This window comes from Pelagibius litoralis, from assembly GCF_011683915.1.
GTDB classification, from domain to species: Bacteria; Pseudomonadota; Alphaproteobacteria; order Kiloniellales; family Kiloniellaceae; genus Pelagibius; species Pelagibius litoralis.
Genome location: NZ_JAAQPH010000002.1, coordinates 1 through 23674, shown reverse-complemented (window position 1 = coordinate 23674; position 23674 = coordinate 1). Strand labels below are relative to the sequence as shown.

22 protein-coding genes are annotated in these 23674 nt (G+C 64.2%); 11 read left to right on the top strand and 11 right to left on the bottom strand.

All coding sequences use genetic code 11. The features are described 5' to 3' along the window. The first annotated feature begins 1 nt into the window (after position 1). The 5 genes from HBA54_RS02265 to HBA54_RS02245 are packed head-to-tail and all read left to right on the top strand — an operon-like array spanning position 2 to position 5067. A complete protein-coding gene (locus tag HBA54_RS02265; RefSeq protein WP_167220956.1) occupies positions 2–310 on the top strand; it encodes a sarcosine oxidase subunit delta in 309 nt (102 codons plus the stop codon). Next, a complete protein-coding gene (locus HBA54_RS02260) occupies positions 307–3300 on the top strand; it encodes a sarcosine oxidase subunit alpha family protein (protein ID WP_167220954.1) in 2994 nt (997 codons plus the stop codon). The genes HBA54_RS02265 and HBA54_RS02260 overlap by 4 nt, the downstream gene beginning before the upstream one ends. After that, positions 3293–3895, top strand: a complete 603-nt coding sequence (locus HBA54_RS02255; RefSeq protein ID WP_167220952.1) for a sarcosine oxidase subunit gamma — start codon at positions 3293–3295, stop codon at positions 3893–3895. The genes HBA54_RS02260 and HBA54_RS02255 overlap by 8 nt, the downstream gene beginning before the upstream one ends. A gap of 20 nt (positions 3896–3915) precedes the next feature. Then, positions 3916–4671 (top strand): SDR family NAD(P)-dependent oxidoreductase, encoded by a 756-nt coding sequence (locus tag HBA54_RS02250; RefSeq protein WP_167220950.1) that lies wholly within the window; start codon positions 3916–3918, stop codon positions 4669–4671. 24 nt (positions 4672–4695) lie between these two features. Further along, positions 4696–5067: a glyoxalase superfamily protein gene (locus HBA54_RS02245; RefSeq protein WP_240932473.1), complete on the top strand. Its 372-nt coding sequence runs from the start codon at positions 4696–4698 to the stop codon at positions 5065–5067. A gap of 150 nt (positions 5068–5217) precedes the next feature. On the opposite strand, the gene pgi is transcribed toward HBA54_RS02245, so the two are convergent. Genes pgi through zwf form a run of 5 tightly spaced genes read right to left on the bottom strand, consistent with a single transcriptional unit; the run spans position 5218 to position 11575 of the window. Then, the gene (gene pgi, locus HBA54_RS02240) at positions 5218–6858 is read right to left on the bottom strand and encodes a glucose-6-phosphate isomerase (RefSeq protein WP_167220948.1); all 1641 of its coding nucleotides are present in this window, start codon (positions 6856–6858) and stop codon (positions 5218–5220) included. A gap of 14 nt (positions 6859–6872) precedes the next feature. After that, positions 6873–7511, bottom strand: a complete 639-nt coding sequence (locus HBA54_RS02235) for a bifunctional 4-hydroxy-2-oxoglutarate aldolase/2-dehydro-3-deoxy-phosphogluconate aldolase (protein ID WP_167220946.1) — start codon at positions 7509–7511, stop codon at positions 6873–6875. Then, on the bottom strand, positions 7508–9337 hold the full coding sequence (gene edd, locus HBA54_RS02230; RefSeq protein ID WP_167220944.1) for a phosphogluconate dehydratase: 1830 nt from the start codon (positions 9335–9337) through the stop codon (positions 7508–7510). Before edd ends, HBA54_RS02235 begins: the two co-directional genes overlap by 4 nt. Before the next feature lie 43 nt (positions 9338–9380). Beyond that, the gene (gene pgl / locus HBA54_RS02225; RefSeq protein WP_167220942.1) at positions 9381–10100 is read right to left on the bottom strand and encodes a 6-phosphogluconolactonase; all 720 of its coding nucleotides are present in this window, start codon (positions 10098–10100) and stop codon (positions 9381–9383) included. Then, positions 10097–11575 (bottom strand): glucose-6-phosphate dehydrogenase, encoded by a 1479-nt coding sequence (gene zwf, locus HBA54_RS02220; protein WP_167220940.1) that lies wholly within the window; start codon positions 11573–11575, stop codon positions 10097–10099. Before zwf ends, pgl begins: the two co-directional genes overlap by 4 nt. A 271-nt stretch (positions 11576–11846) precedes the next feature. Here zwf and HBA54_RS02215 point away from each other — a divergent pair, with 271 nt between their 5' ends. The 3 genes from HBA54_RS02215 (at position 11847) to HBA54_RS02205 (ending at position 15842) form a co-directional block, all read left to right on the top strand. Continuing rightward, on the top strand, positions 11847–13007 hold the full coding sequence (locus HBA54_RS02215) for a PQQ-dependent sugar dehydrogenase (protein ID WP_240932472.1): 1161 nt from the start codon (positions 11847–11849) through the stop codon (positions 13005–13007). Between the two features lie 178 nt (positions 13008–13185). After that, positions 13186–14436, top strand: coding sequence for a hypothetical protein (locus HBA54_RS02210; RefSeq protein WP_167220938.1), 1251 nt, complete (start codon positions 13186–13188; stop codon positions 14434–14436). A 176-nt stretch (positions 14437–14612) separates the two neighbouring features. Further along, positions 14613–15842 (top strand): Bcr/CflA family efflux MFS transporter, encoded by a 1230-nt coding sequence (locus HBA54_RS02205; protein ID WP_322095973.1) that lies wholly within the window; start codon positions 14613–14615, stop codon positions 15840–15842. A 249-nt stretch (positions 15843–16091) separates the two neighbouring features. Here HBA54_RS02205 and HBA54_RS02200 read toward each other — a convergent pair whose 3' ends face one another. The 5 genes from HBA54_RS02200 to HBA54_RS02180 all read right to left on the bottom strand — a co-directional run bounded on the left by HBA54_RS02200 (position 16092) and on the right by HBA54_RS02180 (position 19018). Continuing rightward, complete coding sequence (locus HBA54_RS02200; RefSeq protein WP_167220934.1) at positions 16092–16448, bottom strand: hypothetical protein; 357 nt, start codon at positions 16446–16448, stop codon at positions 16092–16094. Between the two features lie 20 nt (positions 16449–16468). After that, positions 16469–16600, bottom strand: a complete 132-nt coding sequence (locus HBA54_RS29810; RefSeq protein WP_167220932.1) for a hypothetical protein — start codon at positions 16598–16600, stop codon at positions 16469–16471. Positions 16601–16688: 88 nt separating this feature from the next. Next, positions 16689–17240: a hypothetical protein gene (locus HBA54_RS02190; protein ID WP_167220930.1), complete on the bottom strand. Its 552-nt coding sequence runs from the start codon at positions 17238–17240 to the stop codon at positions 16689–16691. Positions 17241–17452: 212 nt separating this feature from the next. Beyond that, complete coding sequence (locus HBA54_RS02185; RefSeq protein ID WP_167220928.1) at positions 17453–17878, bottom strand: hypothetical protein; 426 nt, start codon at positions 17876–17878, stop codon at positions 17453–17455. A gap of 120 nt (positions 17879–17998) precedes the next feature. Beyond that, entirely contained in the window at positions 17999–19018 is a 1020-nt protein-coding gene (locus tag HBA54_RS02180; RefSeq protein ID WP_167220926.1) for a histone deacetylase family protein, read from the bottom strand. Positions 19019–19160: 142 nt separating this feature from the next. Between HBA54_RS02180 and HBA54_RS02175 the strand changes: the two genes are divergently transcribed. From HBA54_RS02175 to HBA54_RS02165, 3 genes are all read left to right on the top strand, one after another. Then, positions 19161–20009 carry a GNAT family N-acetyltransferase gene (locus HBA54_RS02175; RefSeq protein ID WP_205944369.1) on the top strand — a complete coding sequence of 283 codons (849 nt, stop codon included), beginning with the start codon at positions 19161–19163 and terminating at the stop codon, positions 20007–20009. 139 nt (positions 20010–20148) lie between these two features. Then, positions 20149–21342, top strand: coding sequence for an iron-containing alcohol dehydrogenase (locus HBA54_RS02170; RefSeq protein ID WP_167220924.1), 1194 nt, complete (start codon positions 20149–20151; stop codon positions 21340–21342). A 36-nt stretch (positions 21343–21378) separates the two neighbouring features. Further along, positions 21379–22488, top strand: a complete 1110-nt coding sequence (locus HBA54_RS02165) for a mandelate racemase/muconate lactonizing enzyme family protein (protein WP_167220922.1) — start codon at positions 21379–21381, stop codon at positions 22486–22488. Here HBA54_RS02165 and HBA54_RS02160 read toward each other — a convergent pair. After that, entirely contained in the window at positions 22480–23316 is an 837-nt protein-coding gene (locus tag HBA54_RS02160; protein ID WP_167220920.1) for an AraC family transcriptional regulator, read from the bottom strand. The two genes, HBA54_RS02165 and HBA54_RS02160, sit on opposite strands and share 9 nt — an antisense overlap. Positions 23317–23674 lie beyond the last annotated feature (358 nt).

The window sequence follows — 23674 nt, the reverse complement described above, 5'->3', positions numbered from 1 at the left end:
CATGCTGATCCCCTGCCCCCACTGCGGCCCGCGCGACGTCGGCGAATTCACTTACGGCGGCGACGCCACCAAGGAGCGGCCGGACCCCGGCAGCGCCGCCGCCGCCGACTGGTGCGACTACGTCTTCCAGCGCGAAAACCCGCGCGGGCCCCATCTTGAATACTGGCACCACGCCCAGGGCTGCCGGCTCTGGCTGAAGGTGCGCCGTGACACCGCCACCCACAGGATCGAGGGGGCAGAGATCGCCGGCCCCTGGGCTGGAGCGGAAGCGCGCGAAAGCGACAGCGGCGAAGGACAGGACGTGGCATGAGCGGCTTTCGCCTCCCCTCCTGCGGCCTGATCGACCGCAGCCGGCCCCTGCACTTCACCTTTGACGGAAAGCGTTACCAGGGCTTCGCCGGCGACAGTCTGGCCTCTGCGCTGCTGGCGAACGGCGTCGACATCCTGGGCCGCAGCTTCAAGTACCACCGCCCGCGCGGCCTGTTCTCCGCCGGGGTGGAGGAACCCAACGCCATGGTCACCCTGCGCAGCAGCGCCCGGACCGAGCCCAACTGCAAGGCGCCCATGGTGGAGCTTTTTGAAGGACTGGAGGCTAAGAGCCAGAACCGCTGGCCCTCCCTCGGCCTCGACATCATGGCCCTGAACGGCCTGGCCGGCCCGCTGTTATCCGCCGGCTTCTACTACAAGACCTTCATGGGACCGACCCGTAAGGCCTGGATGTTCTACGAACACTTCATCCGCAAGGCGGCGGGCATGGGCGCCGGCACCCAACTGCGGGACCCGGACCGCTACGAGGAAACCAACGCCTTCTGCGATGTGCTGATCGCCGGGGCCGGGCCCACAGGCCTTATGGCGGCCCTGGCGGCGGCACAGAGCGGTGCGCGGATTGTCCTGGTCGACGACCAGGCCGAGATGGGCGGCAGCCTGCGCGGCACGAGCCTGACGGTGGGCGAAGCCGCCGGCGATATCTGGTGCCGCTCAGCGCTGGCGGTTCTCTCGGCCCTGCCCAACGTGACGCTGCTGCCCCGCACCACGGTCTACGGCTACTACGACGACAACACCTTCGGTGCTGTCGAGCGGGTGTCCGACCATCTGCCGGTACCGCCGGAGGCAACGCCACGCCAGCGCCACTGGACCATCCGCGCCAAACAACTGGTGATCGCCGCCGGCGCCATCGAACGCCCGCTGATCTTCGCCGGCAACGATACACCCGGCGTGATGCTGGCCGATGCGATCAGGATCTATGTCGAACGCTATGGTGTTTCGCCGGGCCAGCGGATCGCGCTCTTCGCCAACAACGACGGCGCCTACCGTACTGTCGCCGCCCTGGCCAAAGCCGGGGTCACCGTGGTGGCGGTGGTCGATCCGCGCCCGGAGATCGGCGCCGAGGCCCGTTCGGTGGTCGAGGGCTGCGGCGCCGAACTGCTGACCGGTCATGTCGTGACCCGCGCCCGCGGCGGGCGGCGGCTCGCCGCTATTGAAGTGACGCCCTACGATCCGGCCAACGGCGTGCAGGACCGTTTGCACCGCAGTATCCCGGTTGACTGCCTGGCGGTCAGCGGCGGCTGGACCCCGACGATACACCTGGCCAGCCAGGCCAGCGGCCCGGCGCGCTGGGACGAGGCCCTGGCCGCTTTCCTGCCGGGCGAACCGACACAGCCCTGGCAGGCCGCCGGGGCCTGCAGCGGTGAACTGTCCACCGCCGCCTGCCTCACCGCCGGCATCCAGGCCGGCGCGGAGGCGGCCCGCGCCTGCGGCTTCGCGCCCAGCCCGATCTCGGTTCCGGCCGTCGGGCCGGAGATCACCTGCGATGCCATCCTGCCGCTTTGGGACGCGCGGCCTGCCGGCGGCAAAGGCAAGGCCTTCGTCGACCTGCAGCACGACGTGACGGCATCAGACGTCAGCCTCGCCCACCGTGAGGGCTTTCGCTCCGTCGAGCATCTGAAACGCTACACCACCCTCGGCATGGCGACCGACCAGGGCAAGACTTCCAACATGGCCGGCCTCGCCCTCATGGCGCAGGAGCGCGGTTTGTCGATCCCCGAGGTCGGCACCACCCGCTTCCGCCCGCCCTATACGCCGATCGCCCTGGGCGCCCTGGCCGGGCAGGCCCGCGGCGCCCACTTCCGCCCCCTCAGGCGCACCCCGATGCACGACTGGCACGTCGCTGAGGGTGCCGACATGATGGAGGTCGGGCTCTGGCAGCGCCCGCGCGTCTACCGACGCGACGGCGAAACCGTCGAACAAGCTTACATTCGAGAAGCACGTCAGGTGCGCCAAAGCGTCGGCATCGTCGATGTCTCGACCCTCGGCAAGATCGACGTCCAAGGCCCCGATGCAGCCGAGTTCCTGAACCGGGTCTACTCGAACGGCTTCCTGAAGCTACCGGAGGGCAAAGCGCGCTACGGCCTGATGCTGCGCGAGGACGGTTTCCTCTGGGACGACGGCACCACCTGGCGCCTCGGCGAACACCGTTTCCTGATGACCACCACGACCGCCAATGCGGCCCCGGTGCTGGCGCAGCTCGAGTTCCTGCTGGCGGCGGTCTGGCCCGAGATGAAGGTGGCCGTGACCTCGGTCAGCGATCAATGGGCCGCCATGGCGGTCTCCGGGCCCAAGGCGCGCGACCTGCTGGCGGCGGTGCTCGACGATATCGGCATGTCGAACGAGGCCTTCCCTTTCATGGGCGTGCGCGAAGGGCATCTGGACGGCGTCCCGGTACTGGTCGCCCGCCTCAGTTTCTCCGGCGAACTGGCCTACGAGGTCTACGCCGGGGCGCATAGCGGCGAGGCCGTCTGGCGCCGGATCATGGCGGCGGGCGAAGCCTTCGACGTCGTCGCCTATGGCCTGGAAGCGCTGGGCACCCTGCGCATCGAAAAGGGCCATGTGGCGGGTCCGGAACTCGACGGCCGCACGACGGCGGAAGACCTGGGCCTCGGCGGCATGACATCGCGCAGGAAAGACTACATCGGCAGCGCCATGATGGACCGCGAGGGTCTGGTCGACGACAACAGGATGAAGCTGGTCGGCCTGATCTCCCGTGACGGACAACCGGTACGCTCCGGCTCCCACCTCATCGTTCCCAACGGCGAGAGCCCGCCGCGCAGCCTTGGCCATGTCACCTCCTCGACCTACAGCCCGGCGCTGGAGAAATACATCGCCCTCGGCCTGCTGGAAGACGGACGCAACCGCATCGGCGAGGCGCTGGTGGCAACCTACCCGCTGAAGGGACACAACGTCGATGTCGAGGTGGTGTCCTCCCACTTCTTCGATCCGGAGGGGAGCCGCATGCATGTCTGATCTTCTCTCACCGCTTCAGGGCCACAGCGAGCCCCGGGTCGCCGTCGCTGCTCAGGGCGAAGCCGGCGTGGCCCTTACAGAACGCCGGATCGTCAGCCTGGTGCAGGTCGCGGCCTGGTCCGATAGGCTGGCGCAGGTCGAAGACGCCGTCGCCGCCGTGACCCACTGCACGCCGCCGCAGCGCCCGCGTGGCTCCAGCCTGCGTGAAACCACCACCATCATGGCCATCGGGCCCGGGCGCTATCTTGTGGAGAGTGCCGACCCGGAGCTGGCAAAGAAGCTGACGGCGGTCATCGGCCCCGATCTGGGCGCGGTGACCAACCTGAGTCAGGCCCGCAGCGTTGTTCGAATCAATGGTCCCAAAGCGACCTGGGTGCTGTCCAAGGGTCTCGCCATCGATCTGGACCCGGCAGCCTTTCCGCCGCTGGACGTGGCACAGACCGCGATCCACGAGGTCGGCGTGCTGGTGCGGCGTATCGCTGAAGACAGCTTCGACCTTTATGTCTTCCGCGGCTTCGCGCTATCCTTCTGGGCGTGGCTTACCGAAGCTGCCGCCGAAACCGGCTACCGTGTCGACCCGCCCGGTAGCGCCTGAACACGACCGAGGAAGCCAGCATGGGACGACTGGAAGGAAAGCGCGCCATCATCACCGGTGGCGGCAACGGGATCGGCGCGGCAGCCGCGCTGCGCTTCGCGCAGGAAGGCGCCAAGGTCACTATCCTGGAAATCAAGAAGGACGCCGGGGAACGCAGCGCCGCCGCCGTGGAAGCCGCCGGGGGCGCGTGTCTGTTCCTGGAATGCGACATCACCAAGCCCGAAGCAGTGGAGGCCGCCGTCACCAGATCCGTCAATCACTTCGGCGGGCTGGAAGTGCTCTACAACAACGCCGGCGGGGCCACAGCGCAAGACGGCAGTTTCCTCGATATCCCGCTGGACGAATTCTGGCGCACCATCTCCGTCGATCTCTACGGCACCTTCCTGACCAGCCGTTTCGCCGTGCCGCACATCCGCGATGCCGGCGGCGGCTCGGTGATCAACACCTCCTCGATCCGTGCCATGAAAGGCACCCGCGGCGCCGATGCCTATACCTCGGCCAAGGGCGGCATTATCACCCTGACCAAGGCCATGGCGCTGCAGTGTGCGGCGATGAAGATCCGCGTGAATGCAATCTCACCCGGCGCGGTGCTGACCGAACGCACCCGTTCCGTCTTCGGCATGACCGGCGACGACGACGGCACCAACCCGGCGCGCCCGATCCGTACCGGACGGCCCATCGAAGTGGCGGAGATGGCGCTGTTCCTGGCTTCCGACCAGGCCAGCCTGGTGAACGGCGCAATCATCCCCGTCGACAGCGGCGCCTGCGCGTTCTAGCCGACCGGCAAAGGAACCGATAGCTTGACCAGACTTTCCCACCCGATCCCGGTCCTGCGGATCTTCGACGAGGCCAAGGCGCGGGAATTCTATGTCGACTGGCTTGGTTTCTCCGTCGACTGGGAGCATCGCTTCGGCGACGACTTTCCGATCTATCTGCAAGTTTCCCGGGGCGACTGCGTGATCCATCTTTCCGAGCACCACGGCGACGCCACGCCGGGCGGCCACCTGCGTACTGAATGCGACGATATCGACGGCTTGGCCGCCGCGCTGCGGGCCAAGGACTATAAGTACGCCAAGCCCGGAGAGCCGGAGGACAAACCCTGGGGCACGCGGGAAATCGCTCTGACCGATCCCTTCGGCAACCGCCTCACCTTCTCCAGCCCGGCTGCGTAACAACACACAGATCAAGACAACGCACACTCGTCATGCTCGGGCTCGTCGCGAGCATCCATGGCTGTGGCAGGCACCACAGTCTTCCAGGAGATACCACCCGTCGGATAGATGGACCCTCGGGACAAGCCCGAGGGTGACAAGTAAAAAATCTCAGCCGTCGCGCAGCCGGGTGATTTCCGTGAGCAGGCCCAGCGTCGAAGCATCGCGGCCTTCGATGGCGGCTTCGTCCTTCACCATCGGCAGCAATTCGCCGGCCAGTTGCTTGCCCAGTTCCACGCCCCACTGGTCGAAGGAATTGATGTTCCAGATGCGGCCCTGGACGAAGACCTTGTGCTCGTAGAGGGCGATCAGGCGGCCCAGCGTGCCGGGGTCGAGGCGGCGATAGAGCAGGGTGTTGCTGGGGCGGTTGCCGGGGAAAACCTTGTGCGGCGTTAAGGCCGCGACTTCCGCCGCAGACTTGCCGGCAGCGACCAGTTCTGCACCGGCCTCCTCCGCCGTCTTGCCGCGCATCAACGCCTCGCTCTGGGCCAAGCAGTTGGCCAGCAGGATTGGATGATGATCGCCCATCTGTTCCTGCGGCTGCGCCGCCGCCAGAAAGTCGCAGGGGATGACGTCGCTGCCCTGGTGGATCAGCTGATAGAAGGCGTGCTGGCCGTTGGTCCCCGGCTCGCCCCAGACCAGGGGGCCGGTAGCGCCCGCCGCCGGCTCGCCGAAAAGGGTCACGCCCTTGCCGTTGGACTCCATGTCGAGCTGCTGCAGATAGGCGGCAAAGCGTTCCAGTCGCTGATCGTAGGGCAGTACCGCGTGCGACCCAAAGCCCCAGACGTTGCGATACCAGACCCCCAGCAGGGCCAGGATCACCGGCATATTCGCGGCCAGGGGCGCGGAGCGGAAATGCTCGTCCATCGCGTGAGCGCCCTGCAGGAACTCGGTGAAGCGCGCGCCACCGATGGCGATCATCACCGGCAGACCGATGGCCGACCAGACGGAGTAGCGCCCGCCGACCCAATCCCAGAACCCGAAGGTCCGCTCCGCAGCGATGCCAAAGGCCGCCACGGCTTCCAGGTTGGTGGAGATCGCCGCGAAATGCGCCCCCACCGCCGCCTCGCCCAGGGCCGCGACCAGCCAGGCCCGCGCCGAGCGGGCATTGGTCATGGTCTCCTGGGTCGTGAAGGTCTTGGAGGCGACAAGAAACAGCGTCGTCCGCGGATCGAGACCCTTCAGCGTGTCGTGCAGGTGGGCGCCGTCGACGTTGGAAACGAAGTGGCAGCGCAAGCCTTTCTGGATGTAGGGGCTCAGCGCGCGGGTCACCATCGCCGGCCCCAGGTCCGAGCCGCCGATACCGATGTTCACGATGTCGGTGAAACGCTCCCCACCCGCACCAACAATAGCACCGGACCGTACGCCCTCGGCAAAGGCCGCCATGGCATCCAGCACGCCCCGGACATCGGGCATCACGTCGCGCCCGTCGACCAGGACCGGACGGTCGGAGCGGTTGCGCAGAGCCGTGTGCAGCACCGCACGACCCTCGGTGACATTGATCTTCTCGCCCGCGAACATGGCGTCGCGCGCAGCCTCCACGCCCGCCGCCCGCGCCAGCGCAACTAACTTCTCCAGGGTCTCCGCGACAATGCGGTTCTTTGAATAGTCGAGCAGCAGGTCGTCGAGGCGCAGCGAGAAACGCTCGAAGCGCCCGGCATCCTCGGCAAAGAGATCGCGCAGGGGCCGATCCTCGATCTCTGTCCGATGAGCACGGAGAGCCTTAAATGCTGACTTAACTGATGCCGCCATAACGCTGCTTTTCCTTATACTTTCATCGTCGCCGCATCGCGCGCCAGATCTTCGATCCCGGCCCAGTCACCCGCCGCGACCTTATCGCCCGGCGCCACCCAGGACCCGCCGACGCAGACCACGTTGGGCAGGGCGAGATAGCGCCCGGCGCTGTCCCGGCTGATGCCCCCGGTCGGGCAGAACCGGATCGCCGCCAGGGGCGAAGCCAGCGACTTCAGATAGGCCGCGCCGCCGGCGGGCTCGGCCGGAAAGAACTTCTGGAAGCGGTAGCCCTGCTCCAGCAGCGTCATGGCCTCGGAAGCGGAGGCCGATCCGGGCAGCAGCGGCACCGGGCAATCGGCAACGGCGGCCAGCAGACCCGGCGACGCGCCGGGCGAGACCATGAAACGGCAACCGGCGTCCACGGCCTGGGAGACCTGATCGGACGTCAGCACCGTGCCGGCCCCGACAACCGCCCCCTCGACCTCGGCAGCAATCGCGCGGATCGATTCCAGCGCCGCAGCTGTGCGGAAAGTGACTTCGATGGCTTTCAGCCCACCGGCGACCAGGGCGCGGGCCAGCGGCACCGCGGTCGCCACGTCATCGATCACCAGCACCGGCACCACCGGCGCCAGTTCGAGGACCGCTTCGATCCCCGCCTGCTTCTCATTCATAAACCAGCTCCAAAAACATGGGCGCCCAGATCGGCTGTTCCCGCCGCCGCCCGGAAGGGTGCGAAGAGTTCGCGCCCCAAACCAAAATGACTTGCCGAAAGGTCCTCGGTCACGACCTCGCGCGCCTGCCAGACCTCCGGCGGAACACCCACCACGCTCAGGCGGCCCGCCACCGCATCGAGGCGCAGCATGTCGCCGTCGCGCAGCCTGGCAATCGGACCGCCCGCTGCCGCTTCCGGCGTCACGTGGATCGCCGCCGGCACTTTGCCCGAAGCACCGGACATGCGCCCGTCGGTCACCAGGGCGACCTTGAAGCCGCGATCCTGCAGCACGCCCAGCGGCGGCGTCAGCTTGTGCAACTCCGGCATGCCGATAGCCTGCGGCCCCTGAAAGCGCACGACGGCGATGAAGTCCTTCTCCAACTGCCCGGCCTTGAAGGCATCCATAAGGGCGTCCTGGGAATGAAAGATCACGGCGGGCGCTTCGATCACATGGCGCTCCGGCTTCACGGCGGAAACCTTGATCACAGCCTGGCCAAGATCGCCGGTCAGCATCTTCAGTCCGCCGTTCGGCGAAAAGGCCTGAGCCACCGGCGCCAGCACAGCCTCATCGTGGCTTTTCGACGCCCCCGCCTGCCAAGTGACTGCGCCGTCGTCGCCCAGCTTGGGTTCCTGGCGATAGAGATCGAGCCCCTGCCCCCAGACCGTGGTCACGTCACCGTGCAGGAAACCGGCGTCCAGAAGTTCGGAAATCAGAAAGCCCATGCCGCCGGCCGCCTGGAAGTGGTTCACGTCGGCCAGGCCATTGGGATAGATGCGGCAGAGCAGCGGCACCACATCGGAAAGATCCGAAAGATCCTGCCAGGTCAGGTCGATCCCCGCCGCCGCGGCCATCGCCACCAGATGCATGGCGTGATTGGTGGAACCGCCCGTGGCGTGCAGGCCGACCACGCCGTTCACGATGGCGCGCTCGTCGATCATCTCCCCAATCGGCGTGTAGGCATTGCCCAGGGCGGTGATCGCCAGGGCACGCTTGGTCGCCTCCACCGTCAGGGCGTCGCGCAGCGGCGTGTTGGGATTGACGAAGGAGGCGCCGGGCAGATGCAGCCCCATGATCTCCATCAGCATCTGGTTCGAATTCGCGGTGCCGTAGAAAGTGCAGGTACCGGGGCCGTGATAGGACTGGGACTCCGCCTCCAGCAGTTCGTCGCGGCCGATCTTGCCTTCGGCGTAGAGCTGGCGGATGCGCGCCTTCTCGTCGTTGGCCATGCCCGATGTCATGGGGCCGGCAGGCACGAAGATCGCCGGCAGATGCCCGAAGGACAGCGCCGCGATCATCAGACCCGGCACGATCTTGTCGCAGACCCCCAGGAACACAACGGCATCGAACATATTGTGCGACAGGCCGACGGCCGCCGACATGGCGATCACGTCACGCGAAAAGAGCGAGAGCTCCATGCCCGGCTGGCCCTGGGTGACGCCGTCGCACATCGCCGGCACCCCGGCCGCGACCTGGGCCACGCCACCGGCATCGCGGGCCGCCTGCTTGATGACCTCGGGGAAACGCTCGAAGGGCTGATGGGCGGAGAGCATGTCGTTGTAGGCGGTGACGATGGCCAGATTGGCGACCTCGCCGCCTTTCAGCGCCGCCTTGTCGGACAGGCCGCAGGCGGCAAAGCCGTGGGCGAGATTGCCGCAGGAAAGTGTGGAGCGGCGTGGCCCCTCCTCGCCTGCGCGCCGGATCCGCTCGAGATAGACGGACCGCTTTGCCTTGCTGCGCTGTTGCAGGCGCCCGGTCACCTCGGCCACGCGATCGTGCAGGGTCATCGCACCTCTCCTTACCTTTCGGTTGTTCCGGACCGTCGTGAACTCACGGGCACCAGAATACTTGCAGATTGACGTCGGGGTGCCGCAGCACGGCACGGATCGGCAGCGTTTCGGCATCTCCGGCCTCAAGAGCCTCGGCCAGGACCCCGGCTTTCTCGTCGCCCTCGATATGAAGATAGGCGGCCCGCGCCCCGGCCACCACGGGCAAAGTCAGGGTTATTCGCGGTTCCCCGGCGCCGGCGGCCCGCATCGGCAGCACCAGCGCATCGCCTGCAGGGTCCAGCGCCTCCTTCAGGCGATCTCCAGCGGGGAAGAAAGAGGCCGTGTGACCGTCCGCCCCCATCCCCAGGACGACCGCATCCAGGGGCCGTGGCAGGGCCGCAACCCGCGAGGCAACGGCGGCGAGGCCCGCCTCCGGGGTTTCCTCCAGGGTTTCCGGGTCGCTGACCAGCCCAACGAAGCCGGCCACAGCCGCCTTGTCCTGCAACAGACCGCGCCGGACGAAACCCTCGTTGGACCGCTGATCGTCCGCCCTCACCCAGCGCTCGTCCACCAGGGTGACCGTGACCTTGGCCCAGTCGAGATCCTGAATGGCCAGCGCGGCGAAGAAACGGCCCGGCGTGCGCCCTCCGGAAACCGCAAGGGATGCCGCCCCCCGCGCCGCAATCCCGGCACGCAGTCTTTCGGCAACGGTCTCGGCCAGACCCGCGGCCAAGCTGTCCCCATCGGCAAAGTCGGTTCGTCGGAGCGTCGCCGTGTTCACAGGGCTTCCTCGTGCCAGGTCCGCCCGTCCCGTTCGATCAGCGCGACCGAGGCGCTGGGCCCCCAGGTGCCGGAGGTATAGGACTTCGGCATATCCCCGCCCGCCCGCCAGGTCGACAGGATCGGGTCGATCCAACCCCAGGCGGCATCGACCTCGTCGCGGCGCATGAATAGAGTGGGATTGCCGCGGATCACGTCCATCAAAAGGCGCTCATAAGCATCGGGATTACGCGCGGCGAAAGTCTGGGCAAAGCTCATATCCAGGGGGACGTGCTTCAGGCGCATACCGCCGGGCCCCGGGTCCTTGATCATCAGCCAGAGCTTCACGCCCTCGTCGGGCTGCAGGCGGATCACCAGATGATTGGCCACGATGCTGCCCGCCCCACCGCCGAAGATCGAATGGGGAATGGGGCGGAAGGCGATCACGATCTCCGACACACGTTCGGCCAGGCGTTTGCCGGTGCGCAGATAAAAGGGCACGCCGGCCCAGCGCCAGTTGGCGATCTCGGCCTTGAGGGCGACGAAGGTCTCGGTTGTCGAGCTTTCGCCCTTGATCTCATCGGCATAGGCATTCACGGCCCCACCGGCAGAGGCGCCGGCGGCGTACTGGCCGCGCACCGTCATGCGGTCGATGTTGTGGCTGTCGATCGGCACCAGCGCCTTCAGGACCTTCAGCTTCTCGTCGCGCACGGCATCGGCATCCATCGACATCGGTGCCTCCATGGCGACGAGGCAGAGCAACTGCAGAATATGATTCTGCACCATGTCGCGCAGGGCGCCGGCGGTGTCGTAGTAGCCCCCCCGCCCCTCGACACCGATACTCTCGGCCACCGTGATCTGCACGTGATCGATGTGGGCGGCGTTCCACAGCGGCTCGAAGAGCGCGTTGGCGAAACGCAGCGCCATCAGGTTCTGGACCGTTTCCTTCCCCAGGTAATGGTCGATGCGATAGATCTGATGTTCATCGAATACGGCACCGACCGCCTCGTTGACGGTCTGGGCGGTGGCGAAATCCTTGCCGATCGGCTTTTCGATGACGACCCGGCTTTCGTCGGTGATCAGACCGTGACGGCCGGCACCGGCACAGATCGGCCCGAAAAGCTCCGGGTTCACTGCCAGATAGAAGGCCCGTACGAAGTCGCTGTCCTTCGACAGCTTATCCTTCAGGTCGGTCCAGCCCGCATCGCCGTTGCCGTCGACGGCGGTATAACAGACGCGCTTCAAGAACGCCTCCACACCGCCGGGGTCCCGATCCGCCGGCGCGACGAAGCGCTCGATGGCATCTCGGGTTGCGTTGCGGAAGGCATCTTCCGACAGGTCACGGCGGGAAACCGCCAGAATCCGGCTTGGCCCGACGATCTGGCCGGCCCGATCGCGTTGAAACAGCGCCGGCAGCAGCTTGCGGTAGGACAGGTCGCCGGTACCACCGAAGACGACCAGCTCAAAGGGATCGACGGGAATGGTCTGTGCGGTCAAAACAGGATTCCGGATTAGACAAAGGAAAGCGGCTGGCCAGCCTGACGATGAGTGCCTCAAGGGCCTCTATAGGATTTCCAGAGGATTCGCGCCAGCCACGGCCACTAACTCAATCTTGTTGATGAAACCGCCCTTTCATACCCGATTGAGGCGCCGCTTGCCAACGATGGTTTTCGCAACGCACAAAAAAAGAAACCGGCTGTTGATGCAAAGCCCGCGAGGAACCATGTCCTTTTCAACAGGTTAGACAGGCAAGCCAAGGGCGGGTGACATGCAAAAACAAGCGACGGTTTTGCGGCGGACAATGATGGCCGTCCTCTCAGGCGGACTTCTTTATGCGTATGCAGATGATCTGGCGGCCCCGGCCAAGGCCGCCGATCCGGTGGAACGCTCGGCCCAGGCCGATTTCCGCATCGTCACCCTGGCCGACGGCCTGGACCATCCCTGGGGGATGGCGTTCCTGCCGGACGGCGGCATCCTGATCACGGAGCGCAGCGGCACGCTTCGCCTGTTCACAGACGGCAAACTACAAGACGGCCCGATTGACGGCACGCCCGCGGTTGCCGCCCGCGGCCAGGGCGGCCTGCTCGACGTGGCGGTTCATCCCGGCTTCGCGGAAAACCGCCTCGTCTATCTCTCCTACGCCGGGCCCGGCGAGGGCGGCGCCAGCACCGAGGTTGCGCGCGGTCGACTCGACGGAATGGCGCTTCAGGATGTCGAAGTCCTTTTCCGCGCCGTTCCGAAGTCAGGCGGCACCGGCCATTTCGGTTCGCGCCTCGTGTTCGACGGAGACGGCAAACTGTTCATCAGCCTCGGCGACCGCCGTCAGATCCGCGAACCCCAGAACCTGGGCAATCATATCGGCACCGTGGTCCGGCTGAACGACGATGGCAGCGTGCCGGAAGACAATCCCTTCGTCGGGCAGGCGGATGCACTTCCGGAGATCTTCTCCTACGGTCATCGCAACGTGCAGGGCATGACGCTGCACCCGGAGAGCGGCCAGCTCTGGGCCCATGAGCACGGTCCGCGCGGCGGCGACGAGCTGAACCTTCTGAAAGCCGCGGCCAACTACGGCTGGCCGGTCATCACCCATGGCATCGACTACAGCGGTGCGATCATCTCCGACAAGACAGAGGCCGAGGGCATGGAACAGCCGGTGGTCTACTGGGACCCCTCCATCGCGCCCAGCGGCATGGCCTTCTACGACGGCGAGATGTTCCCGCAGTGGCAGGGTGATCTCTTCGTCGGCGCCCTGGCCCACCTTCACCTGCGCCGGCTTGAGATGGAGGGCGACAAGGTCGTTGGGCAGGAATCCCTGCTGGTCGATCTGGGAGAGCGCATCCGCGACGTGCGCTCCGGCCCCGATGGCTATCTCTATGTCCTGACCGACAGCAGCGACGGCATGCTGATAAGGCTGGAACCGGCCGGTTAAGGGATGCCTCTCGGCCTCAGCAAACCCTGAGTTTCCAGACTCAAAGCATTGGAATACATCAACTTTAATTCTACCCTGACTACTCTTTGAACCTTCCGCTATGGTGCTGCGACTGATGGGGGATGGGCCGCTGTGGGCGGCCTGAAGCTTAATCAGACATCAGTGTGGGGAGTATGTCATGCAACCGTTTAAAACCCTTTCCTTGGGCGCAAGCGCCCTTTGCCTTGGACTCTGCGCCGTGGCCTCGTCTGCCCTTGCAGACGACAGTCAGCTTTATGGCGTCGCCGATATCGACGTCCACGCAACCCCGCCCGGACCGCAGATCGTCGTGCGCAATTTCGCCGGCAACCATCACATCGACAATCTGAACCTCGCCGTGCAAGGTAACAGCTTCGCCGTCGGCGTTGGAGGCTACGTCGAGTGCACCGGCGTACAAGTTGAGAACTGGACCTTCCGGGAAGGGCACTTCCTATCAGGGGGCGCTTTCGGGATCGGACGTACCAGCCTATTGATGTCGGAAAACCTGCCGAACTCCAGCGATATCAATCATGTGAGCGATATGGACGCGCATACCTTCCAGGTGCCGGTCGCCTTGCTCGCCAATCCGCAGATCAACATCGACCCGGCCGCCATCGTCATGGCCGCAGCCGAGCAAGCACCCAGCAAAGTCGGCTACCTGCGCCAAGACCATGACATTGTAGTGAAGATCCCCATTCGCTGGGAAGCCGACTGTGCCCCATACATCCGCAACAAGGTCATCAAGAACACGATCGTCGAAGCGGCGGAGACATCATACCTGACCAAGGACGTGTCCCTTAAAATCAAGTATCAAGGGGATCCGCAGCTCTTTGAAGTCAACGTCAACGCGCAGTTGGCCCAGGGCGGCGGCATGGCGAACCAAATCCAGGTCGGCGACCAGCCCTTCAAGATTACCGACATGGACTTCCAGCCCAACATGCCGCACCACGTCGGCGGCTGCCCGGCTGAAACCACGATCCGCGTGAACTACCAGGGCCAGGGCAAGGGCGAGATTAGAATCCGCGTGAACGACGGTGGCCTGACCATCTACAACTCGCCGAAGATCGCCTTCGATGCCAAGAACGGCAAACAGCACCACGACTTCGAAATCGCCGTGCCGAAGCCGCCCCAGCACCAGCTGAACCAGACCAAGAACCACAATCTGAAGGTCTATGTCCGCGGCAAAGGCGAGGAGGACCAGGTCTGGCCGGGGAACTATCAGCAAATGGACTCGGCGCTCTGGAAGCATCGCTGCACCCCGACCCTCAATCCGGTCCTCGGCGGTAACGTCGGCGGTAAGGCCGGCGGCTACCAGCAGGGCGGCCAACAGGCCAAGCCGGCGGTAGCGCCGAAGCTGAGGCTCAAAGCAGCACCCGTGGAGCCCAGACCGGCCCGGCGGGCACCCAACTAATCCCGCTTCAGCCTTCTTGTTCAGGCCCTCAGGCCGGCAAAACGCCCCATCGATGATGGGGCGTTTTTGCTGACTGGCCAGCCCCTATCGAGTAGCCACCAGAGGCCAAATCTTGGGTGGCCAAGCCAGCGTGAAGCTGCGACTGTGCCCCGGCTGCACTCGCAGCCCCACACACAATCGCATCCCGACTGGCTTCCCGAATGTCGAAATCGCCGCTGAGCCGGACAGAATTCGTCGCCCTGCTCTCGCTCACCACCTCGCTGACCGCCCTCAGCATCGATGCCATTCTGCCGGCCCTGCAAGCCATCGGGCAGGCCTTTACGGTCGCCAACGCCAACGACACCCAGTTCATCGTCACCCTGTTCATCCTGGGCATGGTTTTCGGCGAAATCCTTTTCGGCCCACTTTCCGATGCCATCGGCCGCAAGCGCGCGATCCTCGCCGGCCTGCTGATCTACTGCATCGGCACCCTGGTCGCGATGGCGGCCTTCTCCTTCGAGCAGGTGATCATCGGCCGGATCATCCAGGGGATCGGGGTCTCCGGCCCCAAGATCGCCTCGCGCGCGTTGATCCGCGATCTCTATGAGGGCCGTGCCATGGCCCGGATCATGTCCTTCATCTTCATGGTGTTCATTCTGGTCCCCATGCTGGCGCCCGCCCTGGGCCAGGGCGTCATGCTCGTCGCCGGCTGGCGCGCGATTTTTATTCTCTTCCTGGTCCTGGCCGCGGTGGTTGCCCTTTGGTTGGGCCTGCGGCAGCCGGAGACCCTGACGCCGGAGCGCCGGATACGCCTGTCTCCATCAACTCTTTTCAGCAACGCGGTTCTGATCGTCAGGCATGCCAAGGTGATGGCCTACACCCTTTCAGCCGGCCTCATCTTCGGGGCGTTGCTGCTTTACGTCAGCACCGCGCAGGCGATCTTCATCGACCTCTACGACGCCGGCGACCGCTTTCCCCTCTATTTCGCGATGCTGGCATCGGGTGTCGGCGTGGCCTCCTTCTCAAACGGACAATTGGTGATGCGCTACGGCATGCACCGTCTGACGGTCATCGCCCTGGGCGGCCTGATCTTCTTTGCCGGCGCGCTGTTGGTCGTGGCCTCTCAAACCGAGGGCATACCCAGCTTTCCGGTCTTCATGGGCCTCTTTTTCCTGATGTTCTTCAACTTCGGCCTGCTCTTCGGGAACCTGAATGCCATGGCCATGGAATCCCTCGGCCGGGTCGCCGGGCTCGGCGCCTCGGTGATCGCTTCCGTCTCAAGCCTGCTGGCCGTGGCGCTGTCGGTCTCGGTCGGGCGCTTCTACGACCAGACCGTGATCCCCCTGGCTGTGGGCTTCATCCTCGCCGGGGCACTCTCGCTGGTTCTCGTTCTGGCCGCCAACCGCAGCAGCGCCGGCGAGGTCTGACGGAAGCGCCACCGGGGGACTTGGCTGAGGCACCGGCATTGCCTGCAGCTTGCGCCGCTCACCCACATCCCTTCCGCCGTCCAGATCGCGTGGACTGAACATCCGCTCACCAAAGGCGGGCTTGGTGCTCAGTTGGTAAGCGGACAGCGGCAACATTGCCTTCCCGATCAGGAGCGGCACTTCTTGTTAGGAGGCTGCGCAGTCTAGGCGCGCGATCCACTAATCAAAAAATTGGCTAAGCATAATGGCCTACTTTACGTCCGCATTCACAGTGACATTTGCACAGACAAATGACATGCGCCCGCCCGGCGCAAACTTAATGGAAACACTAAATCCGCTTTTCCCACTTTCTATGCCTATGTCATAAATCGAAAACGAATCAGATTTTATCTCGAGGCCGATATCCAACACTTCAATGCCCTCAAACACAATTTCAGCAGGCAGTGCTCCCTGGTACTCTGGCGTCCCCAAAAAATTGCTGTTTATGTCATCAATATACATGGACAGCTGATGACACTCTTTAAGCCACTTGAGTCCTTTCACACGAGCATCATGCAATCCTCCTAGATTCTCAAAATAGGACTTCGGATCATTAATTCTAGGCATCCGCCACTACTCTCGTCCTGTCAGGGAACTGCTAAATTAGTGGGTATACTCGGCCAGAACACCCGGATTAGTGAAGGAAACACTCTAACGCAACGATAAGCGACATAGGCTGCGCCGCCGACAATGACAGCCGTTGCAATTGTTCTAGCCAAAGGGCATCTGGTCGCCCCACAAGAGGATCTGCGCGCCTACCTAGTGCTCACCTCCCATCCAATGCGGGCGCTTCAAATACCGTGCGGGTTACGCGGGTCGAGAAAATCGCAGCGGGTTTTCCGCAATCTGCTGAAGCGTCGCATCGGCGGCATCGATCAGCTTCGCCTCACCGATGAAGTACACCACGCCATCCTGCAACCCCAGGCGTTGGCCAGGAGTCGCTTTCTCACAAGTCAGATACACATGCCACTCGAACATCAGCGAAAAGAAGATCAACAAAATAAGTTGATGTCGATCAATATCGAACTCGTCTTCCGATGAATCGCCAAACAGGAACGACCTTTGTGTGTCAATATCCCAGCGCTGCTTAGCAGCGAAAGCTAGCCGCTCAAAAACTCCAGTCTCATCATCCGAAGGCCACGTCGAATTGTCGACCTGCAAAAGGACCCAACCCTCGGGCGCGAACCAGTCCAGCAGATATCCAGCAAGGACGTAGAGCTCCCGCGTGTCGCGTGAGGGATGATACACCTTGTATGGGACATCATCCGATGCCAGGTCATTCAACCTGTTCCACTCACCGATCTTCAGTTGGAGCGGCCGCAACAATTCATCGGCCTCTACTTGCGACAATATACGCATCGTCAACTCTCCAAATCGCATTCATCGGCACGGGCTTGGCCGGGCCGCATCAGCATGCTCACGCCTTAATCGAACGGGGTCCGACCCTATCTCGCTTGAAACAAAAAACGTTGCGGCGGCAGAGCTGTGAAGTGCCGTTCAGGTACGTTGCTTGTGAAAGGTGAAAGGCATAGCAAGCAAGCCAGTGTGTAGAACAAACCTCTACTCTACATTTATCCGCGCACCGTCGGATACATGGTGCTTAGTTCTTTAGGCTGCTGCCACGCTGCCAGAACACAGACAAGACGCTTGTCAGGGTCACGAAAAGCAGTACCTGCGCAACAAAACGACCCCAGAAATATAGAGGTTGTCAGAGGATCGCTCATTTGAACCGGACCAGTCCTCAAGAAGTAAACGATCAGCGAAACAATCTGCCCCAATGTGATTCCTGCCGTGCCCACGATATTGGCGTACAAAACACCCCTCTGCGTACCCCAATACCAAACACACATGAAGCTGATAGAGATCGGAAACAGAAATTGAATAATAACAATCGATACTTCGCCGTACCTAAAATCTGGAAATACAATCCCTCTAAAAAAGCAAAAAATTACTATCATAAATATCGAGTTACCTATTAGAGCGCGCTCCTCTTTCATCTCATTCTCGCCTAATCACGCCAAATTCACTCATGGGGCAGATAGTTCTCAAACCCAGTTCGCTCAACCTATCATCGAAATTCTTAAAAATTCTTTCGCGCTGATGGTCGGTCGTATGGCTCAGTCAAAAGCGCCCAGCACCGCCGCCAGGTTCGGGCCCAGCGCGGGTGAGAGGTAGCCGCCTTCCTGCACCAGCACGCTGGGAAAGCCCAGGCTGTCGATGGCCGCGCCGATCCGCGCGAAACCGCTGGTGGTGATCGCCAAGCCTTTAAGCGGGTCTTGCTCCGACGCATCGAGGCCGAGGGCGACGATCAGGGCCTTCGGTTGGAAGGCACGCAGAGCCTCCGCCGCCACTTCCAATGCCGTCAGGAAATCCTCGTCGCCGGCGCCGAGAGGCAGCGGCAGGTTAAGGTTGGCGCCCTCCCCCTCGCCACCGCCGCGCTCGCCCGCATGGCCCCAGAAAAACGGATAGAAGTTGGCCGGATCGGCATGGATCGAGACGGTCAACACATCCCCGCGCTGCCAGAAAATCCCCTGATTGCCATTGCCGTGGTGCACATCGACGTCGAGAATGGCGACCGGCCCCACACGTTTGCGGAGATACTGCGCCGCAATCGCCGCGTTGTTCAGGAAGCAGAACCCGCCCGCCATATCGGCATAGGCATGATGGCCCGGCGGACGGCAGAGCGCATAGGCAGCGCGTTCGCCGCCCAGCACCGCATCGGCGGCAGAGAGCGCAACATTCGCCGCGGCCAACGCCGCCTCAAACGTGTTCGGCCCGATGGGACAAGCTGTGTCGGCCATGTGCCAGCCGGCACGGCCCACGATGCTCTCCGGGTAACCGCCGGCTTCATAGCGGTTGGGATGGACGTTGGCGACGATCTCGGCGGAGGTCTCCCCCAAGGCGGCCCAGGCCGCCGGGGCCTCTTCCAGGAAACGAAGACAATCCCCGCTGTGCACTGCCGCGACCGGATCGCGGCCAAAGCGCCGGGGCGCAAGGATCTCATGACCGGCTTGCTTAAGGGCTTCGTGGAACACCGCGGCACGCTCCGGCACCTCGGTGCTGTCCCGGCGTTCGCCGCGCACCAGAAAGAACTGCGGGTGGTGCAGGCTGTGTTGCGGATCGTAATAGGCCTTCATGACACTGCCCCCCGTTTATCGCCGCCAAGACTGCCGCTTGCGTTATGGTTGTTGCCCGACGTAAGGACTGTGTTCGTCCGCCCGGCGGCCCGTCAAGCCGAAACAGGCCGGGCGAACCGGCCCAGGAATTCAGAGAGGCTGTATGCGCGACGACGTGGAGATCCGGCCGATGACCCGGGCCGAACTGGACACCGCAATCGGCTGGGCCGGCGACGAAGGTTGGAACCCGGGGTTGGCCGATGCCGATTGTTTCCACGGGAGCGATCCCGGCGGCTTCCTCATGGCATTCCAGGATGGCCGTCCCGTCGCTTCCATTTCGGTAGTCGCCTACGGGGCGGACTTCGGCTTTCTCGGCTTCTACATCTGCCACCGGGATGTTCGTGGCCGGGGTATCGGCTACCGCCTCTGGCAGGCCGGCCTGACCCGCCTGGGTGCGCGCTGCATCGGCCTGGACGGCGTCGTCGAACAACAATCAAACTATCAGAAAGAAGGCTTCGTGCTGGCCCACCGCAACATCCGCTACGGCGGAACCGTGGCTTGCGAGGCACCTGAAGATCCGCGTCTGCGGCGCATTACAGCGGATCAGTTGGCGGCAATCCTGGCCTACGACCGCCCGTTCTTTCCCGGGCCCCGGGCGGCCTTTCTCCGCTGCTGGCTGCAAGCGCGTGAGAACCGGATGGGCTTCGCCCTGGTCGATCAGGGCGCGGTTGCCGGCTACGGCGTCCTGCGGCGCTGTCGGGAGGGTTACAAGATCGGTCCGCTCTTCGCCGATACCCCGCAGGACGCCGACCTGTTGTTCCGTGCTCTTGTCGCGCGCACCAGAGGCGCCAAGGTCTTTCTCGACCCGCCGGCCCCCAACCGGGAAGCGAATGCCCTGGCGGAGCGTTACGGCCTGCAGCCGGTTTTCGAAACCGCCCGGATGTACCGGGGCGCGGCACCCGACCTGCCGCTCCAGTGCATTTTCGGCATCACCACCTTCGAGCTTGGCTGAGGGGTCTTCCCAATCCGCCGGTCAGCGCCCCGGCAGGGCGCGGATTGGCTTGCCGCCGGGGCTCCGGTGCGGTAAGGCCCCTGCTCGGTTTTCCATGCCCTGATCATCAGGCCGTGACTATCAGAATGAGCGGAACACTATGACCGTACTGGCGGAGATCGCCGATCCCGAGAAAGCCGCGTCTTTCTCTCTGAATGCCGTGCCGGAGATCCATTTCGGTGCCGGCCGGGCCCAGGGCCTGGCGGCTGACATCAAAGCCATTTCCAAGGGTCGCCGGGTGCTGCTGGTCGCCGATGCCGCGCTGGTCGATCTCGGTATCGTCGCGCCACTGCGCCGGGATCTGGAAGCAGCCGGCGCCGTCACCGACCTTTTCGCCGATATTGCCGGTGAGCCCAAGGCTTCCCAGATCGACGCCGCGGCCGAGGCCGCCCGGCTGCTGCACGCCGATGCGCTGGTCTGTATCGGCGGCGGCTCCGCGCTCGATATCGGCAAGCTGACAAGCTGCATCGCCGGCGATCAGGCCGACGCCATGGCCTATGCACTCGGCGCCCGGCCCCTGCCCGCTGCAGGCCTGCCGAAGATCTGCATACCGACCACAGCGGGAACCGGTTCGGAACTCTCCGCCACCAATATCTTCTCCAACAACGCCGGGAAGAAGGTATGGATCTGGGGGCAGGAAACCAAACCCGACCGGGTTCTGCTGGACCCCCTGCTCACCCTATCGTTGCCGCCGCATCTGACCGCCTGGACTGGCCTTGATGCCCTTGTTCATGCCTTGGAGGCCTGCACCAGCAACCGGGCCCATGCCGGCAATACCCCGATCTGCCATCAGGCACTGCGCCTCATCGCCGGCGCCCTGGCGGAAGCGGTCGAGCAGCCCGGAAGCGTCGAAGCCCGAGGCGCCATGCTGCTCGGCTCGGCCTATGCCGGTATCGGCATCGACAACTGCGGCACCGCCATGGCCCACAACATTTCCCACGCCCTGGCGGCGCTCGCGCCCGTCCACCACGGGTTGGCCACGGCGCTGGCACTGGAAGTGACCCTGAGCTGGTCGGTTGAGGATGGCGCTGAAGCATCACAGCAGGCCTTCGCCGCGGCGGCGCAATCTTGCGGCTTGGCGGCGGCAGCAGAACTGCCGGACTGGTTCTCGACCCTGATGAGCCGCTGCGGGGTGGAGCGCCGCCTGCCGGCAGCCTTCGCCGACTACGCCGCCGCCGATCTGGCCCGCGAGATGCGCCGCGAGGAGAACCAGCCCATGCGGACGGCGACAGCAAGGGCGGTGGGCGAAGACGACATCGACCGCTTCGCCGCGGCCACCATAGCCCTGGCCTGACCGATAGACCCCGAAAATTCCCGAAAGCGCCGAGACATGAGCCTCATCGAGAAGATCGACGTCACCCACCACCGCCTGCCGTTGGACCCGCCCTTCGTCGCCTCTTGGGACGGCCGCCCGCGGCAGAATTTTGACGTTACGGTGGTGCGGGTCACCGACAGCGAGGGCCGCGTCGGTTTCGGTTCCGGCGACCTCATGCTGGGCCTGGAAGGCCACGAGGACCTCTTCATCGGTCAGGACCCACGCCACCTGGAGCGCCACTACGAGGTACTGTCCCACATTCAGTTCCACTACGGCCGCTGCTGGCCGCTGGATCTGGCGCTCTGGGACCTGACCGGAAAGATCATGGGGGAGCCGGTCTGGCGGCTGCTCGGCGGGCGTTGCGACCGGGTTCGCGCCTATGCCTCCTCCGGCGTGCTGCGCGACCCCGGCGCCATGGCCGAAACGGCCGAGCGCTTTGCCGAGGCCGGCTTTGCCGCCATGAAGATCCGCTTTCACCGCGGCGATTGGCGCGACGACATCCGCGCGCTGGAGGCGGTACGCGAAAGGATCGGTCATCGTCTGGAACTGATGGTTGACTGCAATCAGGGCTGGCGCATGCCCTGGGACACCGAAGCGCCCTGGTCGCTGAAGGATGCTGTGACCGTGGCGCGGGAGCTGGAGCGCCTGAACGTCTATTGGATGGAAGAGCCGCTGCACCGTGCCGACCGTGACGGCATGCGGCGTCTGCGCGACCGGGTCGATGTCCGCGTTGCCGGCGGCGAGATGACCCGCGAACTCTACGAGTTCCGCGACCTCATCGCCGAAGGCTGCCTGGATGTGGTGCAGCCGGACTGCGCCCTGGTCGGCGGCATCACCGGTCTGCGCCGCATCGCCGTCATGGCCCGCGAATTCGGTCTGGTCTTCACACCCCATACCTGGTCCAACGGCTTCGGCGTGATCGCCAATACGCACCTCACCGCCGGGATCGGCGAAGCACCGTTCATCGAGTTCCCCTACGACCCGCCGGAGTGGAGCCTGGAGCGCCGCGACTATCTGATGGCAACACCCTTTGAGCATCAGGACGGCTGGCTCGTTCTCGACGAACAGCCCGGTTTTGGCGTAGCGCTGGACGAAGAACGCTTGGCTGCAACCCGCCTAAGTTAGCGCCCGGGCGTACTGGCCCGGGGTCACTCCGTAGACCCGCTTGAAATGGCGGTTGAGGGCGGACTGGTCGTAAAAGCCGACGGCGCTGGCGGTTTCAGCCAAGCTCATTCCCTCCGCCAGGAACCGGCGCGCCTGCTGCAGACGCACCTGGGTCAGATAGACATGGGGCGGCAGGCCACGCTCCTTCTTGAAAGAGCGGACAAGGTGAAAGGCGCTCATCTCGGCCAGCTCGGACAACTGGGCAAGGCTGACCGCCTCGGCGTAGTGGGTTTCCAGGTAAGCCGCCACCCGGCCGATGCGGCTGCGTTCGTTCCCAAGCCTGCCGGCTGCCGGGCGCGGACTGCCATGCCGGCTGTAGAGCGCCGCCATGCTATCCAGAAAGCCGGCTTCCCGCGCCAATTGAGAGGTATCGCCCTGCGATGCTTCATGCAGGCGATGAAGGGTGGAAAACAGCTCCGGGTCCTGAAGTTTGTTGGTCAGAAAAGCAGAGCCCGCCGCGCCCGGCATCTCCAGACCTTCGGAGATGCGGGCGAGCGCCTGTTGATCGAGATAAAAGGCGCGGTAACGCCAGCGGTCGCTGCGCCCCAGGCGTCCGGCATGGGGTTCGCCGGGATTGAAAACCAGTACCGTGCCCTCTTCCGCTTGATCCGAAACGCCTCTGGAGTCGAAGACCGCACCGCCCCGTTCGGTCACCGCGATCACCAGTTCGTCGTGGACGTGGGGCGCGAACTCGTGGCTGGTGAAGTCCGCATGCATCAGCAGCATCCCCGGAATGGCGGTATCGCCCCAGAGGTCGCAGTGGTTGGCTTGCTGCTGTTGTCTTGCCATGCCTTAAGAACTCCTCCCAGCCATGCTAGAGCAGATCCGGGTTGGATGGAATCGCTGAAAGCGATCCATCAACCCGGTGAATCTGCTCTAACTACTTGATGTCGATCGGATTCACATGTTTTGTCGAAACCACGAAGTGGTTCCGTCAAAACATGATCCGATCTAACAGGCTGCTGAAAAAGTCTGACGTATAGGGTTTTGGGCCTTGGTTTGAGGTCAGCCCCCTATGAGGGTGGTTTTGGGTGCTGGTCTATCCCGGGTGATCGGCGCTTTGGTGGAGCGTTGGTCTCATGTTTGGGCCAGGAGCTTTGGTATTCGCACAAGATTGCAGGCGGTGGCGGTGAGGGTGAAGGCCCAG